The organism is Citrobacter sp. T1.2D-1 (assembly GCF_950098555.1).
Classification (GTDB): Bacteria; Pseudomonadota; Gammaproteobacteria; order Enterobacterales; family Enterobacteriaceae; genus Citrobacter_A; species Citrobacter_A telavivensis.
In genome coordinates this window covers 18,610-43,890 of sequence record NZ_CATNHH010000013.1, presented here as the reverse complement: position 1 = coordinate 43,890, position 25,281 = coordinate 18,610, and the positions used below count along the sequence as shown (strand labels likewise).

21 protein-coding genes and 3 pseudogenes are annotated in these 25,281 nt (G+C 58.1%); 23 read left to right on the top strand and 1 reads right to left on the bottom strand.

Features of this window, described 5'->3' with window-relative positions:
- Positions 1-17 precede the first annotated feature (17 nt).
- From QQZ17_RS13860 to excA, 21 genes and pseudogenes are all read left to right on the top strand, one after another.
- Positions 18-464 (top strand): hypothetical protein, encoded by a 447-nt coding sequence (locus QQZ17_RS13860; protein WP_048242192.1) that lies wholly within the window; start codon positions 18-20, stop codon positions 462-464.
- A 3-nt stretch (positions 465-467) separates the two neighbouring features.
- Positions 468-993 (top strand): annotated as a pseudogene (locus QQZ17_RS13855) (macro domain-containing protein).
- Positions 994-1,183: 190 nt separating this feature from the next.
- Positions 1,184-4,462: pseudogene (locus QQZ17_RS26325) on the top strand (LPD7 domain-containing protein); the annotation flags it as partial.
- 1,298 nt (positions 4,463-5,760) lie between these two features.
- Positions 5,761-6,114: a hypothetical protein gene (locus QQZ17_RS13840; protein WP_048242199.1), complete on the top strand. Its 354-nt coding sequence runs from the start codon at positions 5,761-5,763 to the stop codon at positions 6,112-6,114.
- A 131-nt stretch (positions 6,115-6,245) separates the two neighbouring features.
- Complete coding sequence (locus tag QQZ17_RS13835; protein ID WP_371306222.1) at positions 6,246-6,818, top strand: DotI/IcmL family type IV secretion protein; 573 nt, start codon at positions 6,246-6,248, stop codon at positions 6,816-6,818.
- 10 nt (positions 6,819-6,828) lie between these two features.
- The gene (locus tag QQZ17_RS13830) at positions 6,829-7,830 is read left to right on the top strand and encodes a DotH/IcmK family type IV secretion protein (RefSeq protein WP_048242202.1); all 1,002 of its coding nucleotides are present in this window, start codon (positions 6,829-6,831) and stop codon (positions 7,828-7,830) included.
- Positions 7,831-7,832: 2 nt separating this feature from the next.
- Positions 7,833-9,140, top strand: coding sequence for a conjugal transfer protein TraO (gene traO / locus QQZ17_RS13825; protein ID WP_048242204.1), 1,308 nt, complete (start codon positions 7,833-7,835; stop codon positions 9,138-9,140).
- A complete protein-coding gene (traP, locus tag QQZ17_RS13820) occupies positions 9,137-9,901 on the top strand; it encodes a conjugal transfer protein TraP (protein WP_048242206.1) in 765 nt (254 codons plus the stop codon). Before traO ends, traP begins: the two co-directional genes overlap by 4 nt.
- The gene (traQ, locus tag QQZ17_RS13815) at positions 9,901-10,428 is read left to right on the top strand and encodes a conjugal transfer protein TraQ (RefSeq protein WP_048242208.1); all 528 of its coding nucleotides are present in this window, start codon (positions 9,901-9,903) and stop codon (positions 10,426-10,428) included. The genes traP and traQ overlap by 1 nt, the downstream gene beginning before the upstream one ends.
- Positions 10,429-10,461: 33 nt before the next feature.
- Positions 10,462-10,866: a DUF6750 family protein gene (locus tag QQZ17_RS13810; RefSeq protein WP_048242210.1), complete on the top strand. Its 405-nt coding sequence runs from the start codon at positions 10,462-10,464 to the stop codon at positions 10,864-10,866.
- A gap of 48 nt (positions 10,867-10,914) precedes the next feature.
- Entirely contained in the window at positions 10,915-11,109 is a 195-nt protein-coding gene (locus QQZ17_RS13805; protein ID WP_048242212.1) for a hypothetical protein, read from the top strand.
- Positions 11,096-11,914: a hypothetical protein gene (locus QQZ17_RS13800; RefSeq protein ID WP_048242213.1), complete on the top strand. Its 819-nt coding sequence runs from the start codon at positions 11,096-11,098 to the stop codon at positions 11,912-11,914. The genes QQZ17_RS13805 and QQZ17_RS13800 overlap by 14 nt, the downstream gene beginning before the upstream one ends.
- 168 nt (positions 11,915-12,082) lie before the next feature.
- Complete coding sequence (locus tag QQZ17_RS13795) at positions 12,083-15,136, top strand: conjugal transfer protein (RefSeq protein WP_048242215.1); 3,054 nt, start codon at positions 12,083-12,085, stop codon at positions 15,134-15,136.
- Positions 15,133-15,705, top strand: coding sequence for a hypothetical protein (locus tag QQZ17_RS13790; protein WP_053071110.1), 573 nt, complete (start codon positions 15,133-15,135; stop codon positions 15,703-15,705). The genes QQZ17_RS13795 and QQZ17_RS13790 overlap by 4 nt, the downstream gene beginning before the upstream one ends.
- Positions 15,706-15,719: 14 nt before the next feature.
- Positions 15,720-16,922, top strand: a complete 1,203-nt coding sequence (gene traW, locus QQZ17_RS13785; RefSeq protein ID WP_048242217.1) for a conjugal transfer protein TraW — start codon at positions 15,720-15,722, stop codon at positions 16,920-16,922.
- Complete coding sequence (gene traX, locus QQZ17_RS13780) at positions 16,919-17,458, top strand: conjugal transfer protein TraX (RefSeq protein ID WP_048242219.1); 540 nt, start codon at positions 16,919-16,921, stop codon at positions 17,456-17,458. Before traW ends, traX begins: the two co-directional genes overlap by 4 nt.
- A gap of 83 nt (positions 17,459-17,541) precedes the next feature.
- Complete coding sequence (locus QQZ17_RS13775) at positions 17,542-18,021, top strand: ATP-binding protein (protein WP_048242221.1); 480 nt, start codon at positions 17,542-17,544, stop codon at positions 18,019-18,021.
- Positions 18,022-18,088: 67 nt separating this feature from the next.
- Positions 18,089-18,979 (top strand): Rpn family recombination-promoting nuclease/putative transposase, encoded by an 891-nt coding sequence (locus QQZ17_RS13770; protein ID WP_048242223.1) that lies wholly within the window; start codon positions 18,089-18,091, stop codon positions 18,977-18,979.
- A gap of 54 nt (positions 18,980-19,033) precedes the next feature.
- Positions 19,034-19,156: pseudogene (locus QQZ17_RS13765) on the top strand (Rpn family recombination-promoting nuclease/putative transposase); the annotation flags it as partial.
- A gap of 107 nt (positions 19,157-19,263) precedes the next feature.
- Positions 19,264-21,420: a DotA/TraY family protein gene (locus QQZ17_RS13760; RefSeq protein ID WP_048242225.1), complete on the top strand. Its 2,157-nt coding sequence runs from the start codon at positions 19,264-19,266 to the stop codon at positions 21,418-21,420.
- Between the two features lie 59 nt (positions 21,421-21,479).
- Complete coding sequence (excA, locus tag QQZ17_RS13755) at positions 21,480-22,097, top strand: plasmid IncI1-type surface exclusion protein ExcA (protein ID WP_152400179.1); 618 nt, start codon at positions 21,480-21,482, stop codon at positions 22,095-22,097.
- Positions 22,098-22,395: 298 nt separating this feature from the next.
- On the opposite strand, the gene QQZ17_RS26430 is transcribed toward excA, so the two are convergent.
- Positions 22,396-22,521, bottom strand: a complete 126-nt coding sequence (locus tag QQZ17_RS26430) for a DUF5431 family protein (protein WP_182115629.1) — start codon at positions 22,519-22,521, stop codon at positions 22,396-22,398.
- Between the two features lie 256 nt (positions 22,522-22,777).
- On the opposite strand from QQZ17_RS26430, the gene QQZ17_RS13750 reads away from it, so the two are divergent.
- The gene (locus tag QQZ17_RS13750; RefSeq protein ID WP_048242230.1) at positions 22,778-23,992 is read left to right on the top strand and encodes a secretion/conjugation apparatus DotM-related subunit; all 1,215 of its coding nucleotides are present in this window, start codon (positions 22,778-22,780) and stop codon (positions 23,990-23,992) included.
- Between the two features lie 138 nt (positions 23,993-24,130).
- The gene (locus QQZ17_RS13745; protein WP_053071111.1) at positions 24,131-25,279 is read left to right on the top strand and encodes a hypothetical protein; all 1,149 of its coding nucleotides are present in this window, start codon (positions 24,131-24,133) and stop codon (positions 25,277-25,279) included.
- Positions 25,280-25,281: the final 2 nt, after the last annotated feature.

Below are 25,281 nucleotides of genomic sequence, written 5' to 3'. Positions count from 1 at the left end.
CTGATAAAGGAAGCATTATGCAACCCCTCAAGCGCCGACTGTCTTGCAGTCTGGTATTGATTTCTGGTTTCGCTCTCGGTTTTCTGGTCTGCATGGCCTCACCGCTGGTTGATAAATACAACTTTATTCTCCCATGGAACAGCGAGTACACGGCCCATGACAGGATGATACGGGCGGCCATGTTTTCTGCGAAAGATGCGTGCGCCTACCTTACGTCTCGTACCTCCTTGCAGGAAAAAGTCCCCGACACGGCGCCCTGGTTTGCCTGCATAGCCGCACAGTATGAGGCATATTCAGATCAGTTTTATAAATTTGCGGTGGCGAATAAATATGTAGCCTGCAATGCGGAGCTAACTCGCAACAAATCCTGCCGTTTTATTGTCCGGGATGCGTTTACGGAAGATGGTCGCCCCGCCAGGAAACTTCCGCCACTCCCCCAGGCGTCCCCCGATACGAAGGAATAAACGATGCTTACCGTCACTCAGGGTGACATCACCCGCTTCAACGTTGATGCGATTGTTAATGCCGCCAGCACACATCTTCATCGTGGAGGGGGCGTAGGGGGGGGCGATACACAGGGCCGCTGGCCCTGTGTTATTGACAGCCTGCCGGACATATATCAGGCAACACGGTCGTATCCGAACGGGGGATGCCGTTCTTACCCCTGCGGGCCATCTCCCCTGCCGTTATGTGATTCATACAGTCGGCCCCCACTGGCTGTTCGGGCTGAGGGCCCGTCATCAGGATAAGTTGCTTGCAAAGGCCTACTACCAGGCCCTGATGCTTGCCCATAAAAATGCACTACAACGTATCGCCTTTCCCTGCATCAGTACCGGGCATTACTTTTATCCGCACGAGCGCGCGGCCAGGATTGCTGTCAACACGATCATCGACTTTCTGGCAGAAACCGGCACTGACATGGACGTGTTGTGCGTCTGCTACAACAAACGTGATTTTCGTATTTACCAGCGCCTCCTGGCGCCAGGCACATAAACCGAGGTTAGTCATGAGCCCCCCAGAGATACGCAGACCAATGGACATGTAACAGTACGTACTACCTCCCACAATCCCTGATCAGGCCCCGCCCCAGAGACCCAGAGTATCTCCCTGACTCTTCCGCCGGACAGACTCTCTCTGTCGTCGCTGGCCTGTCTTTCCCTGCCCATTTTTACGGAGTGTGACCATGATTAACCATCACAGAACATGGCTTGCCGTACCTGTTGAAGAAAAGGACGCCGCAGTACAGGCCCATCCCAGACTCGAAAACGGACAACAGGCCATCGTCTGGGATAAAGAACATAAACTGTGGTATGCCCGTCCCGGCGTGGAACTCGATCGACTGGAACGCTGGCTGCCCCGCCCACATACGTTGTCCATGAACGCAGACGATCCAGTGACAGAATTCGCACAGAAACTGGAAGAAGCAGGTCTCGTACTGAAAGGTCCTCCCGTCATGGACGGTACCCGTCAACGCGTCCCGACCCGTGATGACAAAAAGGGCGCTAAAAGCGGAGTTTACAAGGCCTTCCTTGACGGTCGTCCGGCAGGCTGGTACCGAAATTACCGCACATCTGATGAGAAGCCTACACAGTGGGTATATTCGGGCGGAAATGAAATGGATCCCCTGGCCCGACTTCATCTGCGCGCACAAGCGCAGCAGACCCGCGAGGACAATACCCGTGAGCTGGAACAGCAATATAACCGTCAGGCCGCCTATGCCGAACGCTATGTCTCCCGTCTCCCGCAGGCCACCGCGAGTCCCTACCTTACCCGCAAGGGAGTCCAGGCCGCAGAAGGGGTGCGCATCACCCCCAGAGGTGAACTGGTTGTCCCGTTCAGCAATGCGCAGGGGCAAATCAGATCCTACCAGCGAATCCCTGAAACCGGCGGCAAGGATGCCCGCATCCTGAAGGACAGTGAGAAAACCGGTAACTGGTTTGCCTTCGGCACACCGGTTAATGGCCAGCCACTGCTGTTTGCCGAAGGGTATTCCACAGCGGCCTCCGTGCATGAAGCCACCGGCCTGCCGGTGCTGATGACCATTGATGCCGGCAACATGATTGCCGTCGCCCGGAATGCCCGTGCCGTCTGGCCTGACAGTCGTTTCATCTTCTGCGCGGATAACGATCATCACCTCCGGAACCCGCAGACAGGTGAGCCGGAAAACAAGGGCATTCTCAGTGCCACGAAGGCTGCGGAACTGACGAATGGCCAGATCCTCGTGCCGGTTTTTACGCTTGCCGAACTCGACCAGAAGCTCACTGATTTTAACGATCTCGATGTCAGCCGGGGCAGAGAGGCGTTCCATCAGGAGATCAACGTTCACCTTATCGCAATGGGCGTGACCACGCCTTTCAGTGACTCTCCCGGGATACGTGAGGCGCTTATCCGCGCCGGTGTCGGACTCCCCTCTGTTCAGGAAACCACCATGGAAAAAGAAGAAAATACAGGCCTCGCGCCGACACCAGCAAATGACGCCCTGCCACAACCCGCCATACCGGACGTGGCGCCGCCCTCCGTCACAGGGCTGGAACAACAGGCTACACAGGATTATGCCCTCTTAAAGAAAAGTGAACTGGATCCTGCCACGCTCGTACGCAAGGCTGAAGCAGACCCCGCCTACAAAGCTGGACTCCTGTCAGCCATGTCACAGGATGCCGGAGATATGCAGTTCAACGGCCAGAGAGTTGACGCCACCGCCTTTGCTGAAGAAAGTTTCCGCGCCCTGACGGTATTTGCGCAGACTGTTTCGGATCTCACTACTCGCCATCAGGCGGAGAGCGATTTTACCCGCTACAGCAATCAGGAGCTTGATGCCGCCACCCTGGTACAGAACGCCGGTGCCGACCCGGCCTACCGGGAGGGGCTTCTGTCGGCGCTGGCGCAGGATGCCGGTGACCTGCAGCTTAACGGCCAGCGTGTTGACGCCGCCGCCTTTGCCGAAAACGCCCTGCGCGCCATGGCGACGGAAGTGCAGGCGAACGCGGAGAACACCACGCGCCGTCAGGCAGAGGGCGATTTTGCCCGTTACAGCGCCGGTGAACTGGATGCAGCCACTCTGGTGCAGAACGCCGGTTCCGACCCGGCCTACCGGGAGGGGCTTCTGTCAGCCCTGGCACAGGATGCCGGTGACCTGCAGTTTAGCAACGGCCAGCGTGTTGACGCCACGGCCTTTGCTGAAACCGCCCTGCGCGCCCTTACATCGGAAGCGCAGGCAGATGCTGAGCACGCCACACAACTGCCGACCACGCTTCAGCAGGAACCGGCGCCCGCGCAGACGGCTGTACAGGGGCCACTTGCCTCAGAGGCGCAGCCGCAGGTACCACAGCCCACAGCTGAGATTCAGGCAGGTACCGGACAAACGGAAGAGACCGCAGAACGCTCACTGCCCCCGGACTCCGCGCAGCCATCTGCAGTGTCGGATAACAATGCACAGCCGGCAGCAGTCGCGACTGCAGGTGAAACCGATACGGCCAGTCCGGCTCTTCTGACGGAACAGGGACAACAGGCCGCCGACGATCTTGCCCGTTTCATCCGTTCAGATCTCGACGCAACCACCCTGGTACAGAACGCGGAAACCGACCCAGCATACCGTGCTGGTCTGCTGGCCATGTTTGAACAGACCGGGCGTGACCTGCAGGCTCAGGGCCACGATATCGATATCGCCACATACGCTGAAAAAACCCTGCGTGACCTTACAGGGGAGATCCGGATGGATGAATCTGTTGCGGCATCCTCCCCTGCTGCGTCTGAGCCCGTGATGCCTGGTCAGGAGAGCAGCACCGAACAGGCTGTCGTATCCGGGCTCTCCCGGGAAGATCCCGGTGACACCCCACCGGCATCGTTGCGGGCACCGTCGGTGTCTGATGCAGCGGACGAACAGGAGGTGGAGGTGCCGCAGGTGATGGATGACGCCGTTCCGGTCATCGATCTCAGTGCGCTGTCCATGACCGCCGGGGACACCAGGGAGCCGGAGCCCCCCTTTATTGACATGAGTACATTCGGGAAGGAAAAACCGGAGCCGACCCGCCCAGCAGCCGGGGAGGCACAGGAACAGGCGGGCACTCCGGCTGCTGAACGGACAGAGGCCACAGCCGAAACGGCGGCCCATGCAGAAGAGGCTGACGGCATTGTCTGGGGGCCCCGCCGTCCTGATGTACCGCAGAAAGAAGATCTTGAGAAGATAATCAAGGCCCTGACGTGGGAAGAACTGCGTGACAACAGCCGGCTGTACCGGCTTGATGGCGAGGATGCGTTCCGCGACCTCGGTAACCGCCTGGAGATGTGCAACGGAGCAGGTCAGGACGACCGTAAGGTGCTGGCCGCCCTGGCCGTCGCTGCAAAATTTTACGGCGGCGTGATTGAACTGACCGGCAGCCCAGAGTTTAAGGAAAAAGCCATGCGGCTCATCATCGAGCATGACCTCGATATCCGCATGAAAATTCCGGCCCAGCGCGAACAGCTCGAAGAGATGCGTAAACAGTTGTGCACCACGCAGGACGCCGTGGTCACGCATCAACCCACCCCGGATCTGAACCGCCATACCCCGGAATCTCCCCCGCAGACGACGGCAGACCAGGCCACACAGGAGAAGACCTCCGGCGGGCCGCAACCCCAGGTACCGTTACCACCGAAGCCGACTGCGCCGGGCAATACCTCACCGGCAGCAACAGAACAGGCCGCCCCGGTACCGCCAGCCCCCGGCGAGGGTCCGGCTCCTTCAACTGACGCAAACAGCATTAAGGTACCGGATATGCCCGAAGAGCCTGCGCCGGCGGCATTGTCGCCCGGAGAGAGCGTCACGGCCGTACTGATGAATTTCGGTGAAGCCATGTATGAGAACAAGGAGCAGCGTGGCAACAGCTTCTTTATCGAACTGCAGAACCGGGGGGGCAGCCACACATACTGGGGACAGGATCTGCGTAAGCTCGTTAAGGACCATAAGGCGGGCGATGTGGTGACGCTGACCCTGAACTCCCGGGACACCTGGGTTGTCGACGGGGAGGAGCGTGAGCGGGTGAAAAACAACTGGTCCCTGACGGCTGCGTCCACCGGCATCGCCGTGGCCCATGACCGTCCGGAGCAGGGACAGCAGCTGCAGTCGTTCCCGGTTGATACCTTCGGCAAACTCACGCAGCACATCCGCCAGGCCTGGCCGGAGTACATGGCCGACCTGAAACTGCCTGCCCGTCTGGAAGAACGCCAGTTCTTCCTTGGCGAAGATCGTCATCCGGTGGCCGCACCGCAGGGGGCGGCAGGCATCACGCCGGCAGGCCAGGATGTGCCGGATAAACTGACGCCGGTCATGGCCTCCATGGACAGCCAGTCAAAACAGATGGATTTGCTGCTCGTCCAGTCTGTCGGTGAACACCTGCAGGGTGTTGTTCGCCTCAACGGCACACTCTATCCGGCACTCGCCTCCCCCACGGCGGATAACCGCCAGCTGGTTATCAACGCCATCACCGACCAGGGTCCCCGCTTTGCGGGCTACGGCCAGGCGGTGAATTTCGAACCGGACGGCGTTACCCCTGCCGCCCCTCAGCTGATGACGTTTCACCTGAAAGGCCGTGAAGAGGATGCCCCGCTTCCCGCCCGTCTCTACACACCGGAAAAACAGGATGATGCCCTTTTTCAGCGCCTGGGTTTCGAACAGACGTGGAAACAGTGGGACGACGCCCGAAAGCCGGAGGGCAGACAGGAAAAAGCGCTTCATCAGGAACACTCCCACAGCCCCGGCCACTGAGCCGTTAAGGAGCGAGAATGCGATATCTCATGCTGAAAGCCGGACTTCTGTCCGGCTTCATGCTTTTTTCTGCCGCGGCCACAGCAGCAGTCACCTGTCGGGCGGGTAGCGCCGCCCAGGCAGGAAGTCAGGCCGGTTATGAACGGGCCAGGACAGCCGCGACCGCCTGGTCGCAGCGGGAAAATAATGTCTCATCCTCCCTGCAGTCCTGTCTGTCCCGTATCAAAAAAATCACGGTCACCGTGCCGGAGTTTCCCAGCCTCGACGATGTGCTGTCGAAGCTGGAAAACGAAATTTGTGATGCTGCTGTGGACAAAGTAAACGAGCAAATTCCCGGCAATATCGACCCCTGGAAAAACTATTCTTCCTGACGCCTATGACAAACCTCACGCAAAAAGCCCCCCCGGCTAAGGGGCGGGCACCTGCCCCTGCGCCCGATCCGCTTAAAGCCGCTGTCAACATGATGCAGACGGCAGAAAAACGGCAGCAACTGGTGCCGGACATGATGCAGTCCAACCTCCGGCTGGGACTCGCCCTGCTGATCAGCCTCACCCTCAACGCCGTGCTGGTCTGGGGGATCTTCCAGAAAGAACGGGACTACTTTGCCACGGACAATGGACGGCTGGTCCGGCTTGCCCCAACAACTGAGCCGGCATGGAGCCAGGAGGACGCCACTGCGTTCGGCAGCAAGGCCCTGATGCAGGCCTTCAACCTGGATTTCGTCCATTACCGTGAGCAGGTCTCTTCGGTGGCCCCGCTGTTTTCAGAAGAGGGGCACGCCAGCTATATCCAGGCGCTGACAGCCTCCAACATTCTGGAAGCCCTGAAGGCCCGCATGAACCTGACGGCCACTGTTGGTGCCGGTGTGGTCGTGCGCCGTGGACGCCTGGCTGACGGTACCTGGTTCTGGACCATGCAGTACCCGCTACGCCTGCGTCTGGTCGGGCAGACAACCAGCCGGCCGGAGCAGGCCTTTACGTTTGAAATCACCATCCAGCGGGTGGATCCACGACAGAAACCGGTCGGTATGGAAATACGCCAGATGATCTCCCGCAACGCCCCCCGCAACTACTGAGGATCACGCCATGACATTCCGTTATCTCCTGGTCACGCTTCTGCTGTGTGGCCCGGCCGTTGCGGCAACCGCGGACGACAGCGGCTGGCAGAAGGCCCGGACGCCGGTGGCCGCCTCAACGAGCACAGCAGCAGCCGGTGCGCAGGCCGCACAGCCGGCGGGACATCAGGGTACCGGTGTGCCGGCCAGCCAGATGAGTGGCGAACTGCCGGCTCCCGGGCAGGCGTCTCCCCTGGTGGAGGAAGCCGCCAGTCTGGACTCCCCGCTGTCGCCAGATGAGATCCGCGAACTGCGCCTGCGCCTGACGGACAACGAACGTTCCGTCAGCGCGCCGGTCATCAGCGTCGTGCCGCGTATCAGTTCCCTCACCCTGAACCTGTCACCGGGTGCCAGCCTGCCGCTGGTCCGCACCGCGATGAACAACCAGAGTGTGGTAACGCTGACGGATATTCGCGGTGCGCCCTGGCCCCAGTCAGACGCGCCGCTTAACGCCAGTCCGGAGAACTTTGACGTGCAGTACAACAAGGGCAGCAATATGCTGGCCATCACTCCCCTGCGTCCGTGGGCATCAGGCAATATCTCGGTCTGGCTGAAAGGGCTTGATGTCCCCGTCATGCTCAACGTCACCAGTGGCGAGACCGACACACGGACCGCCAGCCAGGAGATTGACAGCCGCCTGGATTTACGGGTGCCGCGCACGGGGCCCGGCTCCGCGCTTCCCGGCACGCCGGTGGACAAAATTGCCCTGCACGATGCCACGCTGCAGGCATATCTCGATGGCATACCACCGAAAGACGCCCGCCGTCTGAAATTTCAGGGCAATGTGCCGGACACCGCGATCTGGCAGAGCGGCGATGACCTGATGGTCCGCTCCCGCGCCATGCTGCGCGACGAGTTTGAGCAGACGCTCTCGTCCGCCGACGGCACACACCTGTGGAAACTGCCGGTCACCCCGCTGCTGACCTTCTCTGTGAACGGCCAGTCCGTACACGTCACCCCGGAGCTGGAATAATCATGAGCGCAGAACAGGATGCCGCGAATAACGGTAAAAAAACCCTTTCCATTATCATGCTGGGCCTGCTTATCGCGCTGGCCGGGGGGTACTGGCTGATCTCCTGGTGGCACCATGACGACGGCACGGACTCGGCCGTAAACCTGAACGGCACGGCAACAAGCGCGGGCTCTCAGACCACCGAAACTCCGCGTTACCGCGAGCTGCTGAAAGCGTCCAACGACCGCGGAGCGGCAGAGGCCGCACGCAACAACACGACGTTTATTGCAAGTCTGCCGGTCGGTCTTGACAGCCGGGAACCGCCTCAGACGCGTCCCCCTGAGCCCGACAGGCCCCCACCGGTACAGCCGGAGCCGCCACCCGCGCCCCGGTCACAGGCTTCCGCGGCCGCGGAGCAGCAGGCGAATGAAAAACGCCAGGAACGGCTGCAGAAACTGCTGACCCGCATCAGTCTCGCGCAGGGCAAGGGCACGCGCCCGGAGCGGGCCCGGTTACTTCATGAGGGTGACACTGTCACGTCATCAGCCTTGTCCCTGGCCACCGCCAGCCTGTCGACGGACGTGGGGCAGACGCCGACGCCACAGACGCTTATCCCTGCCCTTACCCGCGTGGGGGCCACCATGGAAACCGCTGTCGACTCCGATAACCCCGGTTCTCAGGTGGTGGCAGAGATACCCGCAGGCTTTCTTGCAGGTGCCCGTCTTCATAGTGCATCGGTGAAACTTGCCGGCAACGGCGTGGAAATCCATTTCTCCCGCATGAGCTGGCAGGGGAAGACGTTCAGTGTCAACGCATATGCCCAGAGTGAACGCACCCTGATGTCATCTGTCGCCAGTGACGTCAGCCACCGATGGGGGACGCACATTGTCCTGCCCGCCATCCTGGGGGGACTGGGCAATGTGGGTAGTCTGTACAAAGAGTCCAACACGCAGATCCTTCAGACCAACATGAGCACCGTCACCGGCCGGGCAGGTAAACCTGATGCAGGCACCGTAGCAGGCGTTATCGCCGGCGGAACGGCCCAGAAAGGTGCGGAAGTCATCAGCCAGGAGGTGGCCCGGGAGCCCTTCCGTCAGGTCACCGTCAACCAGGATGAGGTGATCTCCATTCTCTTTGTCGATGCCGTCACCCCTGACGACGTTGTCGGACAAAAAAACTCCGCGTCACCCGCAGCCAGCACGTCTGCACCATCCGGTATGGCCACCGCGGAACAACTATCTGAAACCCGCCTGCAGGAAGCCATTGCTCGCCGTCAGGCCGAAATCCGCCGCCAGTATGGCGGCACTGAACCCAGTAAGGAGTATGAATGAGTCAGCAAGATGAACTTATCACCGATGACGACGCAGTCGATTTCGGTGAAGCCGATACCGGGGAGAAAAAGCCCTTCTGGAAGCGCGAACTGCTGTTTGGCTACTCGCTGCCCTGGCTTCTGGGGGCTACGCTGCTTGCCGGTGCCGGGATCTGGTATCTGTATGGCCCCTCCCTGTCAGGCCTGGTGTCCCGCCCCGGAAGCGCCGAATTCAGCGAGGTGGACCACACCCTGAACAACACGGCCGGGACAGCACAACCCGCAGTGCTCCCGCAGAGCGGGACTCAGACAGGGACACAGCCTGAGGTGACCACGCCCGGGCAGACCGCCATACACGACGACACCGTGGCGATGATGACGGATATCCGTGATGAGCTGAACGCGCGTGACAGCAGGATAAACTCCACCCTTGGCACTCTGAAAGACAGCGTCAGCCAGATCTCAGAGGCCATCAAACGGGACGAGGCGTATGCGGTGGAAACCCGTAACCAGCTGATGGCGCTGACGCAGCGCCTGGCTGCGATGGAAAGCCGTCTCGCGGCGAGCACCGTGGCCACGCCCAAACCCTCGTCCGGCAAACGGCAGGCTGCCAGCCCTGTTGCCGGTATGAAGGTGGTCTCGCTGGAAAACGGAATGGCCTGGATCAAATGGCAGGGCAGTACCTGGGCCGTCCGGGAGGGCGACACGCTGGGTAAGGTCACCGTCAGCCGGATTGATCCGGCCAGCCGCTCCGTCACCACCTCCGGCGGAACGCTGCGCTGATGGCTCTCGATGCGCTGACCGCCATCGAGAACTTTGCATCGGGAATATTCAGCAGCGGGATCAACTTCCTGTTCACCTGGGGTGAAACGCTGGGATTTATCTGCCTGGCGCTTCTGTTAACCCGGGCCCGCTCGACAACAGCCGTACCGCTGTCCCCGGGGAAGTTCTTTGGCGGCCTGTTTGCCTGCGCGGCCATGGTATCACTGCCCTCCATCATCAATGCCAGCGGCGCGCAGTTCGGCTTTCATTCCACCACCTTTGATGCCATCGCCTACGTCCAGCCTTCAACCTTCGGAGAGGCGGCCGGCGCGGCAAACGCCGTGCTGTCGCTTGCCCGGCTTGCCGGTGTGGGCTTTGTTCATTCCGGCCTGAACATGTACCGCATGGCCGGTCTGGAAGGCCACACAGCGCTGAGTTCCAGCGAAAGCATCCGCTCAGCCACCGTCAAGGTCGTGGCGGGTACAGCCCTTGTTTTTTCACCGCAGCTTATCGACAAGCTGCTGGCCAGCATTGGCCTCGCTTTTTAACACCCTCAATTATCCATCCCCAAAGGAGACTCTATGTCACTGTTCCGTGCCCTGACGGCTCGTCTGTATGCCGTCGTCTTTTATATCCAACTGACCCGGATGGCTCTGCGCGAACGGGCAGTTCGTGGCCTGCTCGCGCTCACCATCGGGTTGTTGCCCGGTATTTCGCTGGCTGACGGCGACATCGCCGACATGTTTGACAGCGCCGCTGCCGGTGCGAAACGCGCCAAAACATCCGGTCTGGATATCTTTCAGATGGTCGGTCTTTTTATTTTCGGTGCCTCCCTGCTGGCGTTCAAAAAAGTGGGTAGCCACCCGCAGGTTACCCTGGGGCGATGTGTTGCCGGCCTTCTCATTGGCGCCGGGCTGTTTATTATCCCGGAACTGATCAGCCGCTCCCAGAAACAGATGGGAACAAGCTCAATCACTATCAACTGACAGACAGGCCAGTGCCGGTCTCTGCCGGCGCTGGCTGAGGAAACCTTTATGCTGATATCCCCCGCTGTTCTGCTGCCCTTACAGGGCCTCACCGTGCTGCGCGCTGACCATGCTAACGTCATCGCCCGTGACGAACGGGACAATCAGGAATTTGTACTGGCGGAGTGCAGTTCTCCGGCCATCGCCGGCTGCCGGCTGGCGTTGTTCAGACACGCCTCAGGAGGTCAGGATGAGCATCGCTAAAAAAACGCAGGAGCCCCTTTACCTGCATCCGCTTCCCCTGCCCGACGTGGTCCACACCACGGAGCCTATGTTGCCGGCACCAGAGAAAACTGACGGCGGACGCTGCGTCTGCTGCCGGGCTGACGTGAAACACCGCTTTGTGCTGCCGGAGTCCCTGCCGCTGACCCGGCTGTTACAGACGGCAGAAGACGCGCTTATTCGCCTTGACCGGGCCCGGGATGCCCTGCTGCGCCTTGAGTCCCGCCAGCCGCCGCAGGAGCCGGCAGAACGGCAGAAGTACCTGAAAAACCTGAAAGCCGCCAGAACCAGCCTGGAGCATGCCACCCTGTCCGCCCGTCGTCTCGCCCTGCGTCATATTCCCTGGCGCAGCATCACGGAAACGGGCGCGCTGTCAGCACAGGAGCGGACAGAGCTCAGCCTGCCGGCAGCGCCGTTCCATCTTTGTTATCTCTGCCATGCCTGGCATGCGCTCAACGGCTATGCGGCCGCGCAGGGTACCATGGTCTGGTTGCCTGATTTGCATCCGCGCAGCGTTGTGGCCCTGAACCGCAAGGCCCTGCGGGCTGTCTTCAGCACCAGTCCGGCGACGGTGCGTGAAGGGCGAAAGATCCTGTCAGAACTGCTCCGCCACCGCCTGCCGGTAGAAGAACGATTCGGAGGATTTCGTCCGGCAGATTTTGCCGATGCCCTGCGCCGTTTCCCCCCCTCGATGCGCGATGAACTGCGGGAGAAGATGTCGGGCGTGGCGCTCATTCTGACGCCGGATTCGGTTACGGACCGGGAATACCTGCAGGAGAACAACTAAGTGAACACGCTTGTGCATATGAGCCGGTAATCACGTCCTGGTATTTCACATACGAAAACAGTTTCCCTTACTTATATACCGCAGGCGTCACCCCGTCTTTCCATTTTTATTTTTGCGCAGCCCTGCCTGCAGGCACCTGTTTCCCGCTCATCCGGAGTCAGAACATTCATGAACATTAAACGCATGGTCTTCGCCATTGAAGATATGATGAACACGTTTTCCCGTTTTGCCGTCTCGGCAGACTTTGTTGACTACTGTGACCTGCGCACGGTTATCGGCCTGGATAAACAGGATCTGGAACTGCGCCCCTGGCTGCAGGCACCGTATATCGGCGTCACCCACCAGGGGTATTACCTCTCCGTCTTCGAGATTGCCGGCGCACTACGGGACATGGACGAAGAGGCCCCGGCAGACCATCCGGATGCATTTGAAGGCCTCATTACTCACCTCGCCACAACGCTCAGTACCAGCTACAAAAACACCGGCCACAAGATGGCGTTTATCTTTGAGCGCGATCAGGAAAAGGGGGAAAGTGAGATCAGCACGATGATCGCCCCGCAAAAACGGGCCATCCGCCACACGGCCATTCAGCTTGATGACATTCTGGAAGAGAAAATCACCACCCTCTCACCCTGGCTGGTCCGGGAACGCTGCTGGCTGGCCGTCTGGAGTTCACCGCTGCTGGTCAGCCAGCAGGAACGGGCAGACTTTAACAAAACGATTCGTGAAGTGAATGATAAAGCCCCGCTGGCCCGTTTCGGTCAGCAGCCCTGGCGCTGGATGATGTCCGGCCTCAAAATCCGCCATGACAGCTTTATCACCACGCTGGAGAAGGCGCTCGTCCGGGGCGGTGAAGGCCTGCTGGTACGCCTGATGGACATCCCGGAAGTGTGCAATGAAATCCGTCGGGAAATGGCTCGCAACAGCACGTCATCACAGTGGCGGCCGCTCCTGCCCGGAGACACCGCAGTCGCCGGGGTGCGTCAGGACGACGATAACTCTGCCCTGCTTGCGCCGTACCTCAACCTTCAGGTGTTCGGCAACTCGCCGGAAACCGTAGGCAACCTTATTCACACCGGGGGCCTCTGGCACGGGATGGTGACCCTCACCCTTCCGCCACAGCACCCGAAAAGTTTTAATGAACTGGTCAAAGCCGTCCCCCGGGCCGTCCCCTGGCGCATCCGCATCGATGTGATGCCCGGCGGCATGAAGGCGCTGGGCGGGAAAAAATTTCTCGCCTCCTTCGGGCAGTTTATTCCGTCCATCCGCCCGCTGTATGACGCCTGCACGCAGTTGGCCCGGACGGATGAGCGCGATCCGGTGTGCGTCATGACCATCGTGGCCACCACATGGGGCCCGACGCAGGAAATCTGCACCCGCAACCAGATGCTGCTGGAATCCGCCCTGCAGGGATGGGGCGTATGCAGCACCACCACCGCATTCGGCGATCCGCGCCGGGGATGGGTGAACACCATGCTGGCCGCCTCGGCGGGCTCCGGCCCCGTACCTCTCTATCCGCCGCTGTCCCATGCCCTCTCGATGCTGCCCTTTAACCGCCCGGGGACCGTCTGGCGGGGAGAAGGCAACCTGATGCTGCATACCGAAGACGGCTGCGCCTGGGAGGTGGGGCTGGCGTCATCACGGCAGAACAAGCACACCGAGCTGGCCCCCGGGGATTCCGGTCTGGGCAAATCGGTGCTCATCAACACCCTCACGGAGATACAGGTGGCGTCGGCACAGGCGTCGCTCCCCTATGTGGCCCATATCGACAAAGGCTTCAGTGCCGTGGGAACCATTGAGCTTATCCGTGACGCCCTGCCGGAAGGGCGCAAGGATGAGGCCATCTCGATCATTCTGAGCAACGATCCGTCCCAGTCGCGCAACATCTTCGACATCCTGTACGGTGCCCGTGAGCCAGTTACCCCGGAGAAACAATTCATCCGCGCCATGCTGACGGCGTTCTGTATCGAGCCGGATAAGGGAACGCCTCCGAATCCGACGGACACCGGGCAGATTATGGATCGCCTGATTGAGCTGGCGTTCGATCTGCGCAGTAGCGAAGAACCCAACATGTACCGGGAGCAGGTTGAACCGGAAGTGGATACGGCTCTGCAGGAGTCGGGACTGTGGGAACAGCATGATGCAGACTGGTGGCAGGCCACGCCATGGTATGAAGTCAGAGATATTCTGCACGGGAAAGGATTGCTGCAGGCCGCCCAGCGCGCCCATTACCAGGCGGTACCTGAACTCGCTGACATGCCGTCCTTTCTGAAACACCAGTCCATCCGGGAGAGTTTTGGCCGGATCCAGCGTAACGGCTCTCAGGAACCTTTACTGGAATATATCGAGCGCTGCCTCATCCAGGCCCGGCAGGAATATCCGATGCTGGCCAGCCGGACGCGTTTCGCACTGAACCCGGACACGCGTATCGTGAGCGTTGATCTGAACAACGTGGCCGGGGACAAAACGCCGGCGGGTCGCCTGAAAACTGGGATCATGTACCTGTTTGCTGGTCACATCACCGCCGGGGATTTCACCCTGCCGCAGTACCGCAACGAAGTGCTGAAAGTGCTGCCGGTGGCGTACCATGCGGGCATTCTGCGCCGTATTAACCAGCTCGACAGCGAGATGAAGACCAAAATCTACGACGAGCTGCACAACGCCAAAGGCATCGACTTCATCTGGGATGCGCTCGATACCCAGGACAGGGAGCAGCGTAAGTTCGGCATCCGCACCGTGCTGAGTACCCAGTTCCTGACCGATTACCCGAAAAGTCTGCTCGATTCCGCCAACACCCTCTGGCTGCTGCGCTACCGCCAGGAAGACATTCCCCTTTTACGGGACAGTTTTAAGATCCCCGAACACAATCTTCAGGCATTCCTTCGTATGCCCGCCGGCCCGGCTGCAGACGGCAGTGGCGTACCGATGCTGTGTATGATGCGCACGACCCAGGGCACGCTGGCCCGGATTGTCCGCTTCACGCTTGGCCCGCTGGAACTCTGGTCACTCAACTCGGACAAAAAGGACGGTGCGCTGCGCCGCCACCTGAAGGAAAGCCTCGGTTCTGCCCGGGCGCGCCAGCTTCTGGCTTCGACCTTCCCCCGCGGCTCGGCAAAAAAATACATTGAGCACCGGGAACGTAACGCCGGCGCGCGCGGCGAAAAAGGTGTCATCGCTCAGATGGCGGAGGAGATGATTAACAGTCTGGGGTACAACCTTTGAGATGTCTGATCCACCTGACCCCGCGCTGCAGGCGACCGGCACGCGGTCAGGTCAGTCTGGCACGCCTGCTGCTTGACACTGGTGACGCGCAGTTCGCCCTGCCGTCCGGTCATTTCCGGACAGATAATGCTCCGGGTAACCGTGCCGTGTACGCCACAGATGCCCGCGAGGCACCGGACGCCACCGGGGTCCTGCTGAGTCTGCCTGAACACCCGGTGCAGCTTGTCACCACCGCCATCTGGCGCGTTGATGAGCCCGGCGAACCCGTCCGGGAAGCCCGGCATGTGGTGCAGTGGCTGCTGCCCGTATCGCACGCTGGCCTGCTGAGCGACGATGTCTGGCTCTGGCCGGTACAGTCTGACCATCCGCCGCTCAGCCCAGGCGACTGGCCTGTGATGGATATCACGCCGCCGTCCATTCCCCGGATTCAGCGCCGGGGGCTGACGGTCATCGATACCCGTAACACCCGCGGCCGGATCATCCGCCGTTTCCAGACCTTCCCCCTGGTGGCACTGTCTCCGGAAACTGTCTCCGTACGCCTGCCCGGCCAGACCACACAACTAACCTGAATACAGAGGTTTTTATGCAACGATGCCGACTTTCCGCACTGATGCTGCTCATGGCTGCGGGTCTGCCGCAGCTCGCCTGCGCCTATACCGTGAATGTGAACTCCAGTATCCCGGTGACCACACAAATCCTGCCCGAGATGGCAACCATCCAGGGGACGCTCGCCGAAATCTTGCGTATGCAGCAGGCCACCGGCACGGCCATCAACCAGAACGCGGACAAGCTGGCCACCATCATCAGCCAGGACGGGCAGGCCACCCGTCAGCAGATGATATTCGGCAACGAGACGCAGCGGCTGGAAGAGGCCCGACGGAGTTTCTCCGTGCCGGACTCCATCTGCAGTGATTCCGCGTCAGGGGTGGCAGCCACCACCCGCAGCGCTGCGGGCAGCACCGCCTCACGGCTCTCGTCCGGTGGCGGCGTCAGCAGCACCCCGGTCCGTCAGCGCATCGCCGCAGTCGCGGAATCCCAGGCCCGCGATGCCTATGACGGCGCGAACGTGCATGCGGCCTACTGTACCGCCGCTGAATATGCACGTTACGGCGGCACGGATGTCTGTCCCGCCGTCAGCGACCTGCCCGGTGGTGACAGCCAGGTACGCTCGGTCTATGACGGTGCCGGGCCGGAAGGCCAGGCACCGGCCGGCACCTGGACACAGGAGCAGATCGACGCGGCCATGGCCTACATGAAAAACACTGCCCGTCCCTCTGCCGGGCGCACTCCCGGCAAGGGGGAAGTGAAAACCCTGACCGGGCGCACGTATGTCGGCTTGCTGAACGAATACAACGGCATCATTGATGCCGCCTCGGAGCCCCAGCTGTCGCTGATTGCGGACAGCAAACCCAGTGAGGCTACCCGGGATGCGCTCCAGGAAGCTCTCCAGTCCCCGTCTGCCGCCCAGTATTTTGATGAGGTCGCCTCTCCGGAGGCAAAAGCGAAGGGATACATGAGCCAGCGGGAATTTGAGTTATTTGAGGCCGGGCGACGCTACGCCAACACGGCATATATTTCCGACCTGCAGCAGATGGACGGGGATAACCTGATACGTGAGCTTATTCGCACCACTTCGCAGATGAACTGGCAGCTGAACGACATCAAGGAGCAGTTGCGCAAGGGGAATGTAATTAACGGACAACTGCTGGCCACCACTGCCCGCCTGGCGTATACCCCGAGGCTGCAGCAGCTGGAATCCGCCATGAACCAGGGGACCGCTCGATGATAACCGATGACAAACCGAAGAAACCCCGCCGCCTGTGGCGTATCACCCGCGGGCTGCTGAGCCTTTTCCTGCCGGTGCAGGAGACACAGTGGTACCTGCGCAGTTCCCGGGACGTCACCGCCCGCAACCTGGCACGTATCCGGAAGGCCTTTCCGGAACTGGATGTGACGGAAGAACCCCCGGAGTCTCCGGACTGGGAGGCGGCCGTGGCCGCCTCCGGGCAAACACCGGAAGCGCTGGAAAGCAACTACCTTACGCAGCGCCGGCGCTGGCGGCTCATGTTCTGGCTGCTGGCCATTCCGGTGCCGCTGTTCACCCTGGGGCCGGTATACGCCGGCAACGGCCTGACCTTTCATCAGTTCAGCACCGGCCTGGTGCTGTTCTCCGGTGCGGGGGTGGCCTGGTCAAAAGCACTGATTGTGACCTTCCGGCTGTGGCAGTTGCGTAACCGCCGGGTGAGCGAGGCCGAACGCGGAACCTTCCGGCACTTTATCGCGGAAACCCGCGCTGTGCGCGATGCCATTCGTGGCGACTGACACCAGGCCCGAAACGACAACGAAAACCTGATGATTCGGGCGCTTTCGCCGATAACAACACGCATCAGAACAGAATCAACGGCATGCACATGAAACTGGTCAACGGCAAACCCATTAAACACATTGCAAAGCTCTTTATCGACAGGGCGTCAGAATGCCGGGGGAACATCCTTCTTACCGGGGCTTCCGGCACGGGGAAGACGCTGATACTCGCGCATTATCTGGCAGACAACCCGGCTGACTGGCATGATTTCAATGAGGTGATGCCCGTACCGTCCATGCTGACGCCGGAGACGCTCTTCCCAGCGCACAGCGTCGCCATCATTGACGTGCCGTATCTCGATACGGCATGCCAGGAAGTCCTGCTGAATGTACTGAGAACGGCCCGCCGCGATGGGCGGCGGCTTATTCTCTCCTGCCAGACAGCCCCCTACTGGCTGATGCTTCCGCAGTTTGAGATGCTGTTCCGCCTGAAACGCCTTCGTGACGGTCACGGCATCAGCATTGAGTGTCACAATATGAACTTACTCTCATGCCGTAACGCTGAAAGCCTTCACGACTGACCTGCCTTCGCAGTGCACCTGTGTTACAGTCTGTCGTCATCCCCTGAACACATATCGCTACGGGAAAATGAAAGATAACACGACCCCAACACCCCATGATGCAGCCTTTAAGGCAATCATGTCGCGGCCGGAAGCCGTCAGGGATTTTATGGATATCCATCTTCCGGCGGAACTGCGCGCGCTCTGTGATTTCAGTACACTAAAACTGGAAAACACCTCTTTTGTTGAAGATGAATTACGGGGCTATTACAGCGATCTGATCTGGTCCCTGCGCACCACGAAAGGCGGTGATGGTTACATCCATCTGCTCGTGGAACACCAGTCATCGCCGGATCGGCACATGGGCTTTCGCCTCATGCGCTACGCTGTTGCGGCGATGCAGAAGCACCTTGAAGCAGGCCATAAAAAGCTGCCGCTCGTTATACCGATGCTGTATTACGCAGGAAAACGCAGCCCCTATCCCTACCCGGTTAACTGGCTGAAAGAGTTTGATGATCCGGAACTGGCCGCTCAGCTTTACAGCAACGATTTTCCGCTGGTTGACGTCACTGTCATTCCGGATGAGGAAATTATGAAACACCGCCATATCGCGGCACTTACGTGGCTACAGAAACATGTCCGCGCCAGGGACAAGCCAGACGATGTGGAGCGCCTTGCAATATTGTTCCAGTCAGAGTATACAGACGGACAAACTCTGACCATTCTGGTAAACTATCTGATACAGGCGATTGACAAACCTGAGCCAGAGAAATTCCTTCAGGCACTGGCCCAACGTCTGCCACGATACGAGGAGGATCTCATGACTATTGCTGAACGTCTTGAACAAAAAGGTCGGCAGAATGAAGCCGAAAAAATTGCGAGAATGATGCTTAAAGATGGCTATGATGAGTCAGTCATCAAAAAATTCACTGGCTTTACTGTCAAAGAACTGAAAGAGACGAAAGAACATAAGCACTGATTCTTTCAGTGTTTTCAGGAGAGTCTTATGACTATTGCTGAACGTCTTGAACAAAAAGGCCGACAGGAAGAAGCCAAAAAAATTGCCATGCAACTGCTTAAGATGGGTATGCCACCTGAAACGGTGAAACAAGCCACCGGCCTTTCTGACGAAGCGCTGAAAAAATTGCGCCATTGATACTCATCTTCCGGCCATTATGGCCACATTCCTGACTTCCTGAAAACCGGGCACCCAGCCCGGTTTTTCTTTGCCTCCCCGGCAACCGACATTCTCCCGGAGTTATCGTGAAAAAACACCTTCTTGCGCTCTGCGCAGGCTTTCTTGCGCCTGTCGTAACTGCACGGGCTGCCGTCACCTATGAAGATATCGTGTCGGCGGCCACCAATGCCCAGGATTTATCGCGCCAGGCTCTGGTGACCATATTTGGTGACGTAGTCACCAACCCGCTTGCCGGGGGTAACACCACGATGGTCGGTAATCTGTTTGCCCTGTTTAACGGCATCATCGCTATTCTTGCCGTCGTCTGGTTTATCTTCATCGGCCTGCGCCATATCAATAAAACCGGCCATCAGGGCAAGGTGTTCAGCGCCGATCGTGACATCGTCGGCACCATGAGCACGGTTGCCGGTTTCCTGATGATTATCCCCACGGCAAACGGATGGAGTCTGGCCCAGCTCATTATGCTCTGGGGCTCCTCCATTATGGGCGTCGGCTCTGCCAATCTGATGGTACAGAAGGCCGCAGATGACATAGCCAGCGGTTATTCTCTCACCGTCCAGCCCACGCAGTCCTCCACCCGCACGGCCGCCCGCGGCATTTTTGAGATGCAGCTGTGCAAATACGCCATTAACAATACGCTGGATGATTTCAACAGCACGATGCCCTCTTCCACACCGAAGATGACAGAATCGTCCGGCACCAGCGGCGGTACTTATACCTTCCGGATAAGTAACGGCAGCGGCGTGTGTGGGACGGCCAGCATTCCGGAACAGCAGGGCAGCGACGTTTCGTCTTCCGGTGGCTTTTTTAATCCGTTCAGTTCCGCAGACACCCGAGAAGTTGTGGATGCGCAGCACACAGCCATGGATACGATGATTAAAGACATGGATGGTGTGGCCAGCGAGTTTGTGAAAGCGTTTATGGACAAGCGGGCAAATGATGCCGGCACGCTGCCGGACATTGAAAGCCGTATCCAGCAGGCAGCAAACACTTACGAACAGACGGTGCAGAAAGCCCTTCCGGCGCAAAATGAGCAGAGCGGAATACAGGACAACCTGCGTAACTATCTCGATACGTATGGATGGGCATCACTTGGGGCCTGGTACCAGACGTTTGCGACTGCAAACCAGCGTCTGACGGAAGTGGCCAGTCGCTCACCATCGACCAGCGGCATGTCCACCCTAGGGGAAGTGGGTAACGCAGAGTTGTTCACGGCAATGATAACTGCCTACCGCACCCAGTTGCAGAACTCTACCTACGCACCTCCACTTGGTATAACAGTATCAGAAGACGAACAAAAGGCTGTAGATGGCAATGATCCAAACAGTGTTTTAATGAATACGATAGCGGGACCAATGCAGCGATTCACCAATAAAATAGCAACAATAGCTAGTGGGACAGGGACAGAGAGCAGTCAAGTCAACCCATTGATAAAAATGAAAAACATAGGAGATTATACACTAGTAGCAGCAGAAGGGACGCTTACTGCATTTACTGCTACAAGAGTGCTAGCAGCAATGGGGGAAGGTTCTCTTATTGGTAAAGCGCTCAACCTTACTACCGGTACTGTGAGTGGAGTAAATAAAGGCTTAGACGCCATATCCCCCGCCGTGTATTTCCTGCTCTTATTGTTGTTTACAGCAGGTTTCACGTTGTCCATTTATCTACCTTTTATCCCTTTCATCTACTGGATGACCGGGATTGGTAACTGGATTGTCAGCGTTCTGGTTGGATGTACCGCAGGACCGCTATGGGGGGCGACGCACCTCGGAACATCACAGGATCGCGGTAGCAGGGCTGCCTACGGGTATATCTACCTTATCGATACAATGATCCGTCCACCACTGATGGTGTTCGGATTTTTCTTTGCATCGGTGGCGATCATTGCTGTCGGGACGATTTTGCATGCTCTGTTTGGTGCAGCACTTGTGAATGTTCAGGCCACCTCGTTGACGGGACTGTTCAGCCTGATTGGTTTTTTGATGATCTACGCCCGTCTCTGTACTGCACTGGTTTCCAGTATGTTTGCCCTGCAGGCTTATCTTCCTGACTACGTCATTTCGTTCCTGGGTGGACGCGATGCAGCCAATACTCTGGGTAATATGGCGAGTTCTGTTAGAGATATATTTGCGGCCGGGGGACAAAATATGCGTAGAACACCAGGTGTTGATGTAAAAGCTCTGAATAACAAACCATCAGATAAAGATGGTATTAATGGATAAATGATGGACTTGGAATCGATGAAATTATAATATAAGGAAAATACGTGGAGGAGTTTAAAATGGTCGATCGCTATCCTAAATGGTGGTTTTTCTATCTTGTTGCAAAGTCATTATTCTATGTCGCTGGAATACTAAGCCTTATCTTTTATGGAATTGTATATATCACCGTAGCCAATAGTTATGATGAATACATAATTGGTTTTGGCTGCTGGGTCCTGCTTGTTGCGCCGTTTGCTGTAAATTATTTTATAGCGAAAAAACGCAAACAGAAGATCCAGTCAGCTTTAGTTGAAATCAAGGCTACTGGCCATTTCAACCCAACGAAAGAGTCTGAAGCATGGTTCTTCTGGAAAAACACCTATCTTGGCTTTGACTACCACAAGGGCACAATCGTGTACATCCGGATCTACCCGGGCAATGTCATGGATGTTATAGGCTTTGATGCTTACAGCCTCACCCGCACAGAGGTTGAGGGTTCTAAGCTACGCCTGTACACGAAGTTAGCGTCACTGCCAATGATCCCCATTGATACTTATGCAGCTTCAAACCTGGCTAACCACATCCATGCGATGAACAATAAAGGCTACTCATACAACTTCAACTTCCCGGAGATTGTGAAGCAAAAACGTCAGAAACTCGAATCTCTTGCCGGAATGCCTGTACCAGATTTAGTGTAACCACTAACTCTTTATCCTCCAACGTAATTTGCGTTAGCCGGGTCCTCATCCCGGCTTCTTTTTACCTGTTGTGATATTCCACTATAAATAATGTTCATTATTCTTTTTTTAGATCGAAATTCTGAACATTACATTTAAGGTGGATTTAAATAACGCAGGAGATGAAAATAAAAACAACCAATCAAAAGGCGATCCATATCAGATCAACCCAATACATTCTCAAAGCCGATCAATTATTAGCTCGGGGGAAATTTCACTGCCGTAATATGTGTGTTGATTCTAAAACTTGTGGGATTAATTAAGAAACAGTAGTGTGAGACACACTATCAGCAGGCACCAGATGGCGGGACTTCGTGGTAGTTTCATAGCATACTTCTCCTTGCCTTTCGGCAGGTAAGCGGCTAATCTGATGTTGTCTATGCATCGGATCGCCTCGGGTTAATTGAAAAATTACTCGGGGCTTTCTTCTTTCTGCCTCACAACAAACAGCATCTCTGCCACTGGCATGAGGCAAAAAGCCTCAAGCGCCGCGCATGTTATACCATTAATCCACTTCCCCTGACCACGGTTGCTCTCAGTAATTAACTGAAATCACGGCAGTTCATTGCCTGTTTCAGCACCTGCTGCATCTCTTTCCCCTGTGTTCGCATCAACAAAACAACCTTTCAGAGGTGAGTCCTATGTATTCTTCCCGTACCGGTACGTCTGTGGATCCCATGGACTACTGGGGTGTTCTTGCCGTGCTGGGCCTGATGATGCTCCTGGTTGCCTGGCTCTTTCTCCCGGAGTTTGTCTACTGGTCCTGCTTCCTTCTTCATACGCTGTGGGGCATGGTTGACTTCGGGCCGTTCCATACCTGGGCCGCTCCCCGTTATAACCTGCTGGCCACCACAGGTAACAATGCTGAACACGTCACCCTCGACCAGTGGATAAGCGTCATGGAGCAAACCACCGGCATCCTGATGATTTTTCTCATTCCGTTATCTGCAGCTTCCCTGTGGGGATGGATACGCCACCCGGCCAGAAACTGGTACACACGCCGCCCTCTGGATATTCACTCACTGCCGTTCGCGATGGAAAACATCTCACCGGCTATCGCACCGGTGCTGCAGGAAGGCGATCCGAAACGCCTGTTGCTCGTAAAACGCCGCCCGCAAAGACGTCCGGCCATAAGGCCGGAAGAGTTCGCCGACGAACATAAGCTAATCAGTAATATGCAGCTCGATGTCGCCCGCTGCCGTGAGGTTTTCATGGCGCAGCTCGGCAAACCACTTTCCTCCTGGAAAAGCCTTGCGCCCCATGAAAAAGCCCTGTTCGCCATCTTCGGCCTGCAGTTCTTTCTCGATGACCGCCCGGCCGCGAAAGCGCTGATGGACACCCTGAACCGCTCCTGCCGTATCAAAAGCCGTCGGGACAGTGGCCGGTTCTCCGTGCCGGTATACGCGCTGGCAAAACCGGCTTTTATCCGGGTGATCAATAGTGAAGGCGCAAAACGCTGGCTGAAAGAGCACAGGTATGTCAGAAGTGGCCTGGTCTGGCTGTATGCGCACGACCTGCGGCTGACGCCGCCCAACTGGCTCTGGCTTAAAGGCGTCGACCGCACACTGTTCTATGGCCTTCACCGGGCAAATACCACAAAGGGATTTATCGAGGGAGCCGGCATCGTGGCCGTGGCTCGCACGGAGAACGAAGCCATCCGTCTGGGTCTCCCCTGCCCGAAACCCTGTGTGGAGGAAGCCATCGACGGTTTTCGCGCCGATATGGTCGCTCTGGGTCTTATCTGGGATGAGCCGCAACCCGATCGCGACCGTAAACGACGCATCCGCAATAACTGGTCACTGACTGACGACGTGCTGGCGCGGCCAGGGCAGGAGGATGACGAACAGCCTTTCTGATCTCACTTCGCCCCGGTTCGGGCCTGCCGCCCTGCCATATGGACTGCCATGGTGGGCACCGGTAAAGAAAACCTCTGACCTCTCCCGCTCCAACAGCTTTTTATCCGTATTTACTGCACATTCTGAACGGAGGCAATCATGCCCTCAGCAAACACTTATTCCGCTTTTCACTGTAACGACAGCATCGTGGTCCTGCATCAACATGGACAGGATACACCGCAGACCCTGACCATTTTCCGCGAACCACAGCGGCTGGCCACGCATGAAGGTAAACTGATTGCCTTTTACACCTTCTCAAATGAGGCCGTCACGCTGCTCGACGATCCGCAGCACGATGCCGGAGCGGTCCTCAATGCCATTGCATTGCCGCTGAAAAAACGCAGTAACGCCGCCCTGTCCCGTTACCTGAAATACCTGGCCTGTGCCGCTGGCGGCGCCCTTCTGGCGTCTGCCATGTGGTACCAGCCCTCCCCGGAAGAGTTCGTTCCCGTGGCGTTCAACCCGGCCACCGAATCAGTTGCCCCCCGGGCTGCCGACAGTGACCCTATTGCCCGCGCAGCCGCTGCCGAATTGCAGAACATGCAAAGCACGATGCAGGATAACCGCAATGCGTTACCGGCATCGCCATCAGCAGCGCTGCAGCCTGCACCGTCGGAGGTCCGTCCCGTCAGTTCTTCCGTGGGGCCCGCCGCGCATACCGCACCTGAGGTGGCACCGGAAACCGCCGCTCGCCTTCAGATGGCAGAAGTGCTTAAACGCAACGCTGACCGTGGCATGTTCACCATTACGCTGTCCGCCGGTCACGAACGTACCCTCTACGCCTTCCTCGATCCGACGTGCAGCGTCTGCCGGGCAATGGAGCCTGCCATTGAACGTCTGACGCAGGAGTACAACGTGATTGTCTTCCCGGTTTCGGTGGTAAATGACGGCGGCAATGCCGTGGAGAAAATCGTGCCCCTGCTCTGCCAGAAAGACGCGACAAAACGCGCCGCTGGCTGGCAGGCACTGTTCCGTGCCGACGCCGGAATGCCCGTTCCGGGGAGCAGCAGCGCACCCGTCGATCCGGAATGCGGAAAAGCCGCAGAAGCGGCCGTCGCCGTGAACGACCTCGGTTTCCGCCAGTTCGGTTTTGAAGGTACCCCATGGGTACTGACCGACACAGGTTTCCGTCTGTCAACGGGGTTACTGGCCGAACCAGCCAAAATCGACCTGTTCCTGAAAACCACCGACCAGATGCAACCTGAACAGGCCGATCGCTTCCTGAAAACCGTCAACACTCAGGAGTAATC

What these genes read in the sequence shown, in the direction of transcription:
- traQ (WP_048242208.1), top strand. Translation starts at nt 9,901, where the DNA reads ATGGCTCTCGATGCGCTGACCGCCATCGAGAACTTTGCATCGGGAATA.
- QQZ17_RS13830 (WP_048242202.1), top strand. Translation starts at nt 6,829, where the DNA reads ATGACATTCCGTTATCTCCTGGTCACGCTTCTGCTGTGTGGCCCGGCC.
- traP (WP_048242206.1), top strand. Translation starts at nt 9,137, where the DNA reads ATGAGTCAGCAAGATGAACTTATCACCGATGACGACGCAGTCGATTTC.
- QQZ17_RS13800 (WP_048242213.1), top strand. Translation starts at nt 11,096, where the DNA reads ATGAGCATCGCTAAAAAAACGCAGGAGCCCCTTTACCTGCATCCGCTT.
- QQZ17_RS13805 (WP_048242212.1), top strand. Translation starts at nt 10,915, where the DNA reads ATGCTGATATCCCCCGCTGTTCTGCTGCCCTTACAGGGCCTCACCGTG.
- QQZ17_RS13860 (WP_048242192.1), top strand. Translation starts at nt 18, where the DNA reads ATGCAACCCCTCAAGCGCCGACTGTCTTGCAGTCTGGTATTGATTTCT.
- traO (WP_048242204.1), top strand. Translation starts at nt 7,833, where the DNA reads ATGAGCGCAGAACAGGATGCCGCGAATAACGGTAAAAAAACCCTTTCC.
- QQZ17_RS13770 (WP_048242223.1), top strand. Translation starts at nt 18,089, where the DNA reads ATGAAAGATAACACGACCCCAACACCCCATGATGCAGCCTTTAAGGCA.
- QQZ17_RS13750 (WP_048242230.1), top strand. Translation starts at nt 22,778, where the DNA reads ATGTATTCTTCCCGTACCGGTACGTCTGTGGATCCCATGGACTACTGG.
- QQZ17_RS13840 (WP_048242199.1), top strand. Translation starts at nt 5,761, where the DNA reads ATGCGATATCTCATGCTGAAAGCCGGACTTCTGTCCGGCTTCATGCTT.
- QQZ17_RS13835 (WP_371306222.1), top strand. Translation starts at nt 6,246, where the DNA reads ATGATGCAGTCCAACCTCCGGCTGGGACTCGCCCTGCTGATCAGCCTC.
- excA (WP_152400179.1), top strand. Translation starts at nt 21,480, where the DNA reads ATGGTCGATCGCTATCCTAAATGGTGGTTTTTCTATCTTGTTGCAAAG.
- QQZ17_RS13810 (WP_048242210.1), top strand. Translation starts at nt 10,462, where the DNA reads ATGTCACTGTTCCGTGCCCTGACGGCTCGTCTGTATGCCGTCGTCTTT.
- QQZ17_RS26430 (WP_182115629.1), bottom strand. Translation starts at nt 22,521, where the DNA reads ATGCATAGACAACATCAGATTAGCCGCTTACCTGCCGAAAGGCAAGGA.
- QQZ17_RS13775 (WP_048242221.1), top strand. Translation starts at nt 17,542, where the DNA reads ATGCACATGAAACTGGTCAACGGCAAACCCATTAAACACATTGCAAAG.
- traW (WP_048242217.1), top strand. Translation starts at nt 15,720, where the DNA reads ATGCAACGATGCCGACTTTCCGCACTGATGCTGCTCATGGCTGCGGGT.
- QQZ17_RS13745 (WP_053071111.1), top strand. Translation starts at nt 24,131, where the DNA reads ATGCCCTCAGCAAACACTTATTCCGCTTTTCACTGTAACGACAGCATC.
- QQZ17_RS13795 (WP_048242215.1), top strand. Translation starts at nt 12,083, where the DNA reads ATGAACATTAAACGCATGGTCTTCGCCATTGAAGATATGATGAACACG.
- traX (WP_048242219.1), top strand. Translation starts at nt 16,919, where the DNA reads ATGATAACCGATGACAAACCGAAGAAACCCCGCCGCCTGTGGCGTATC.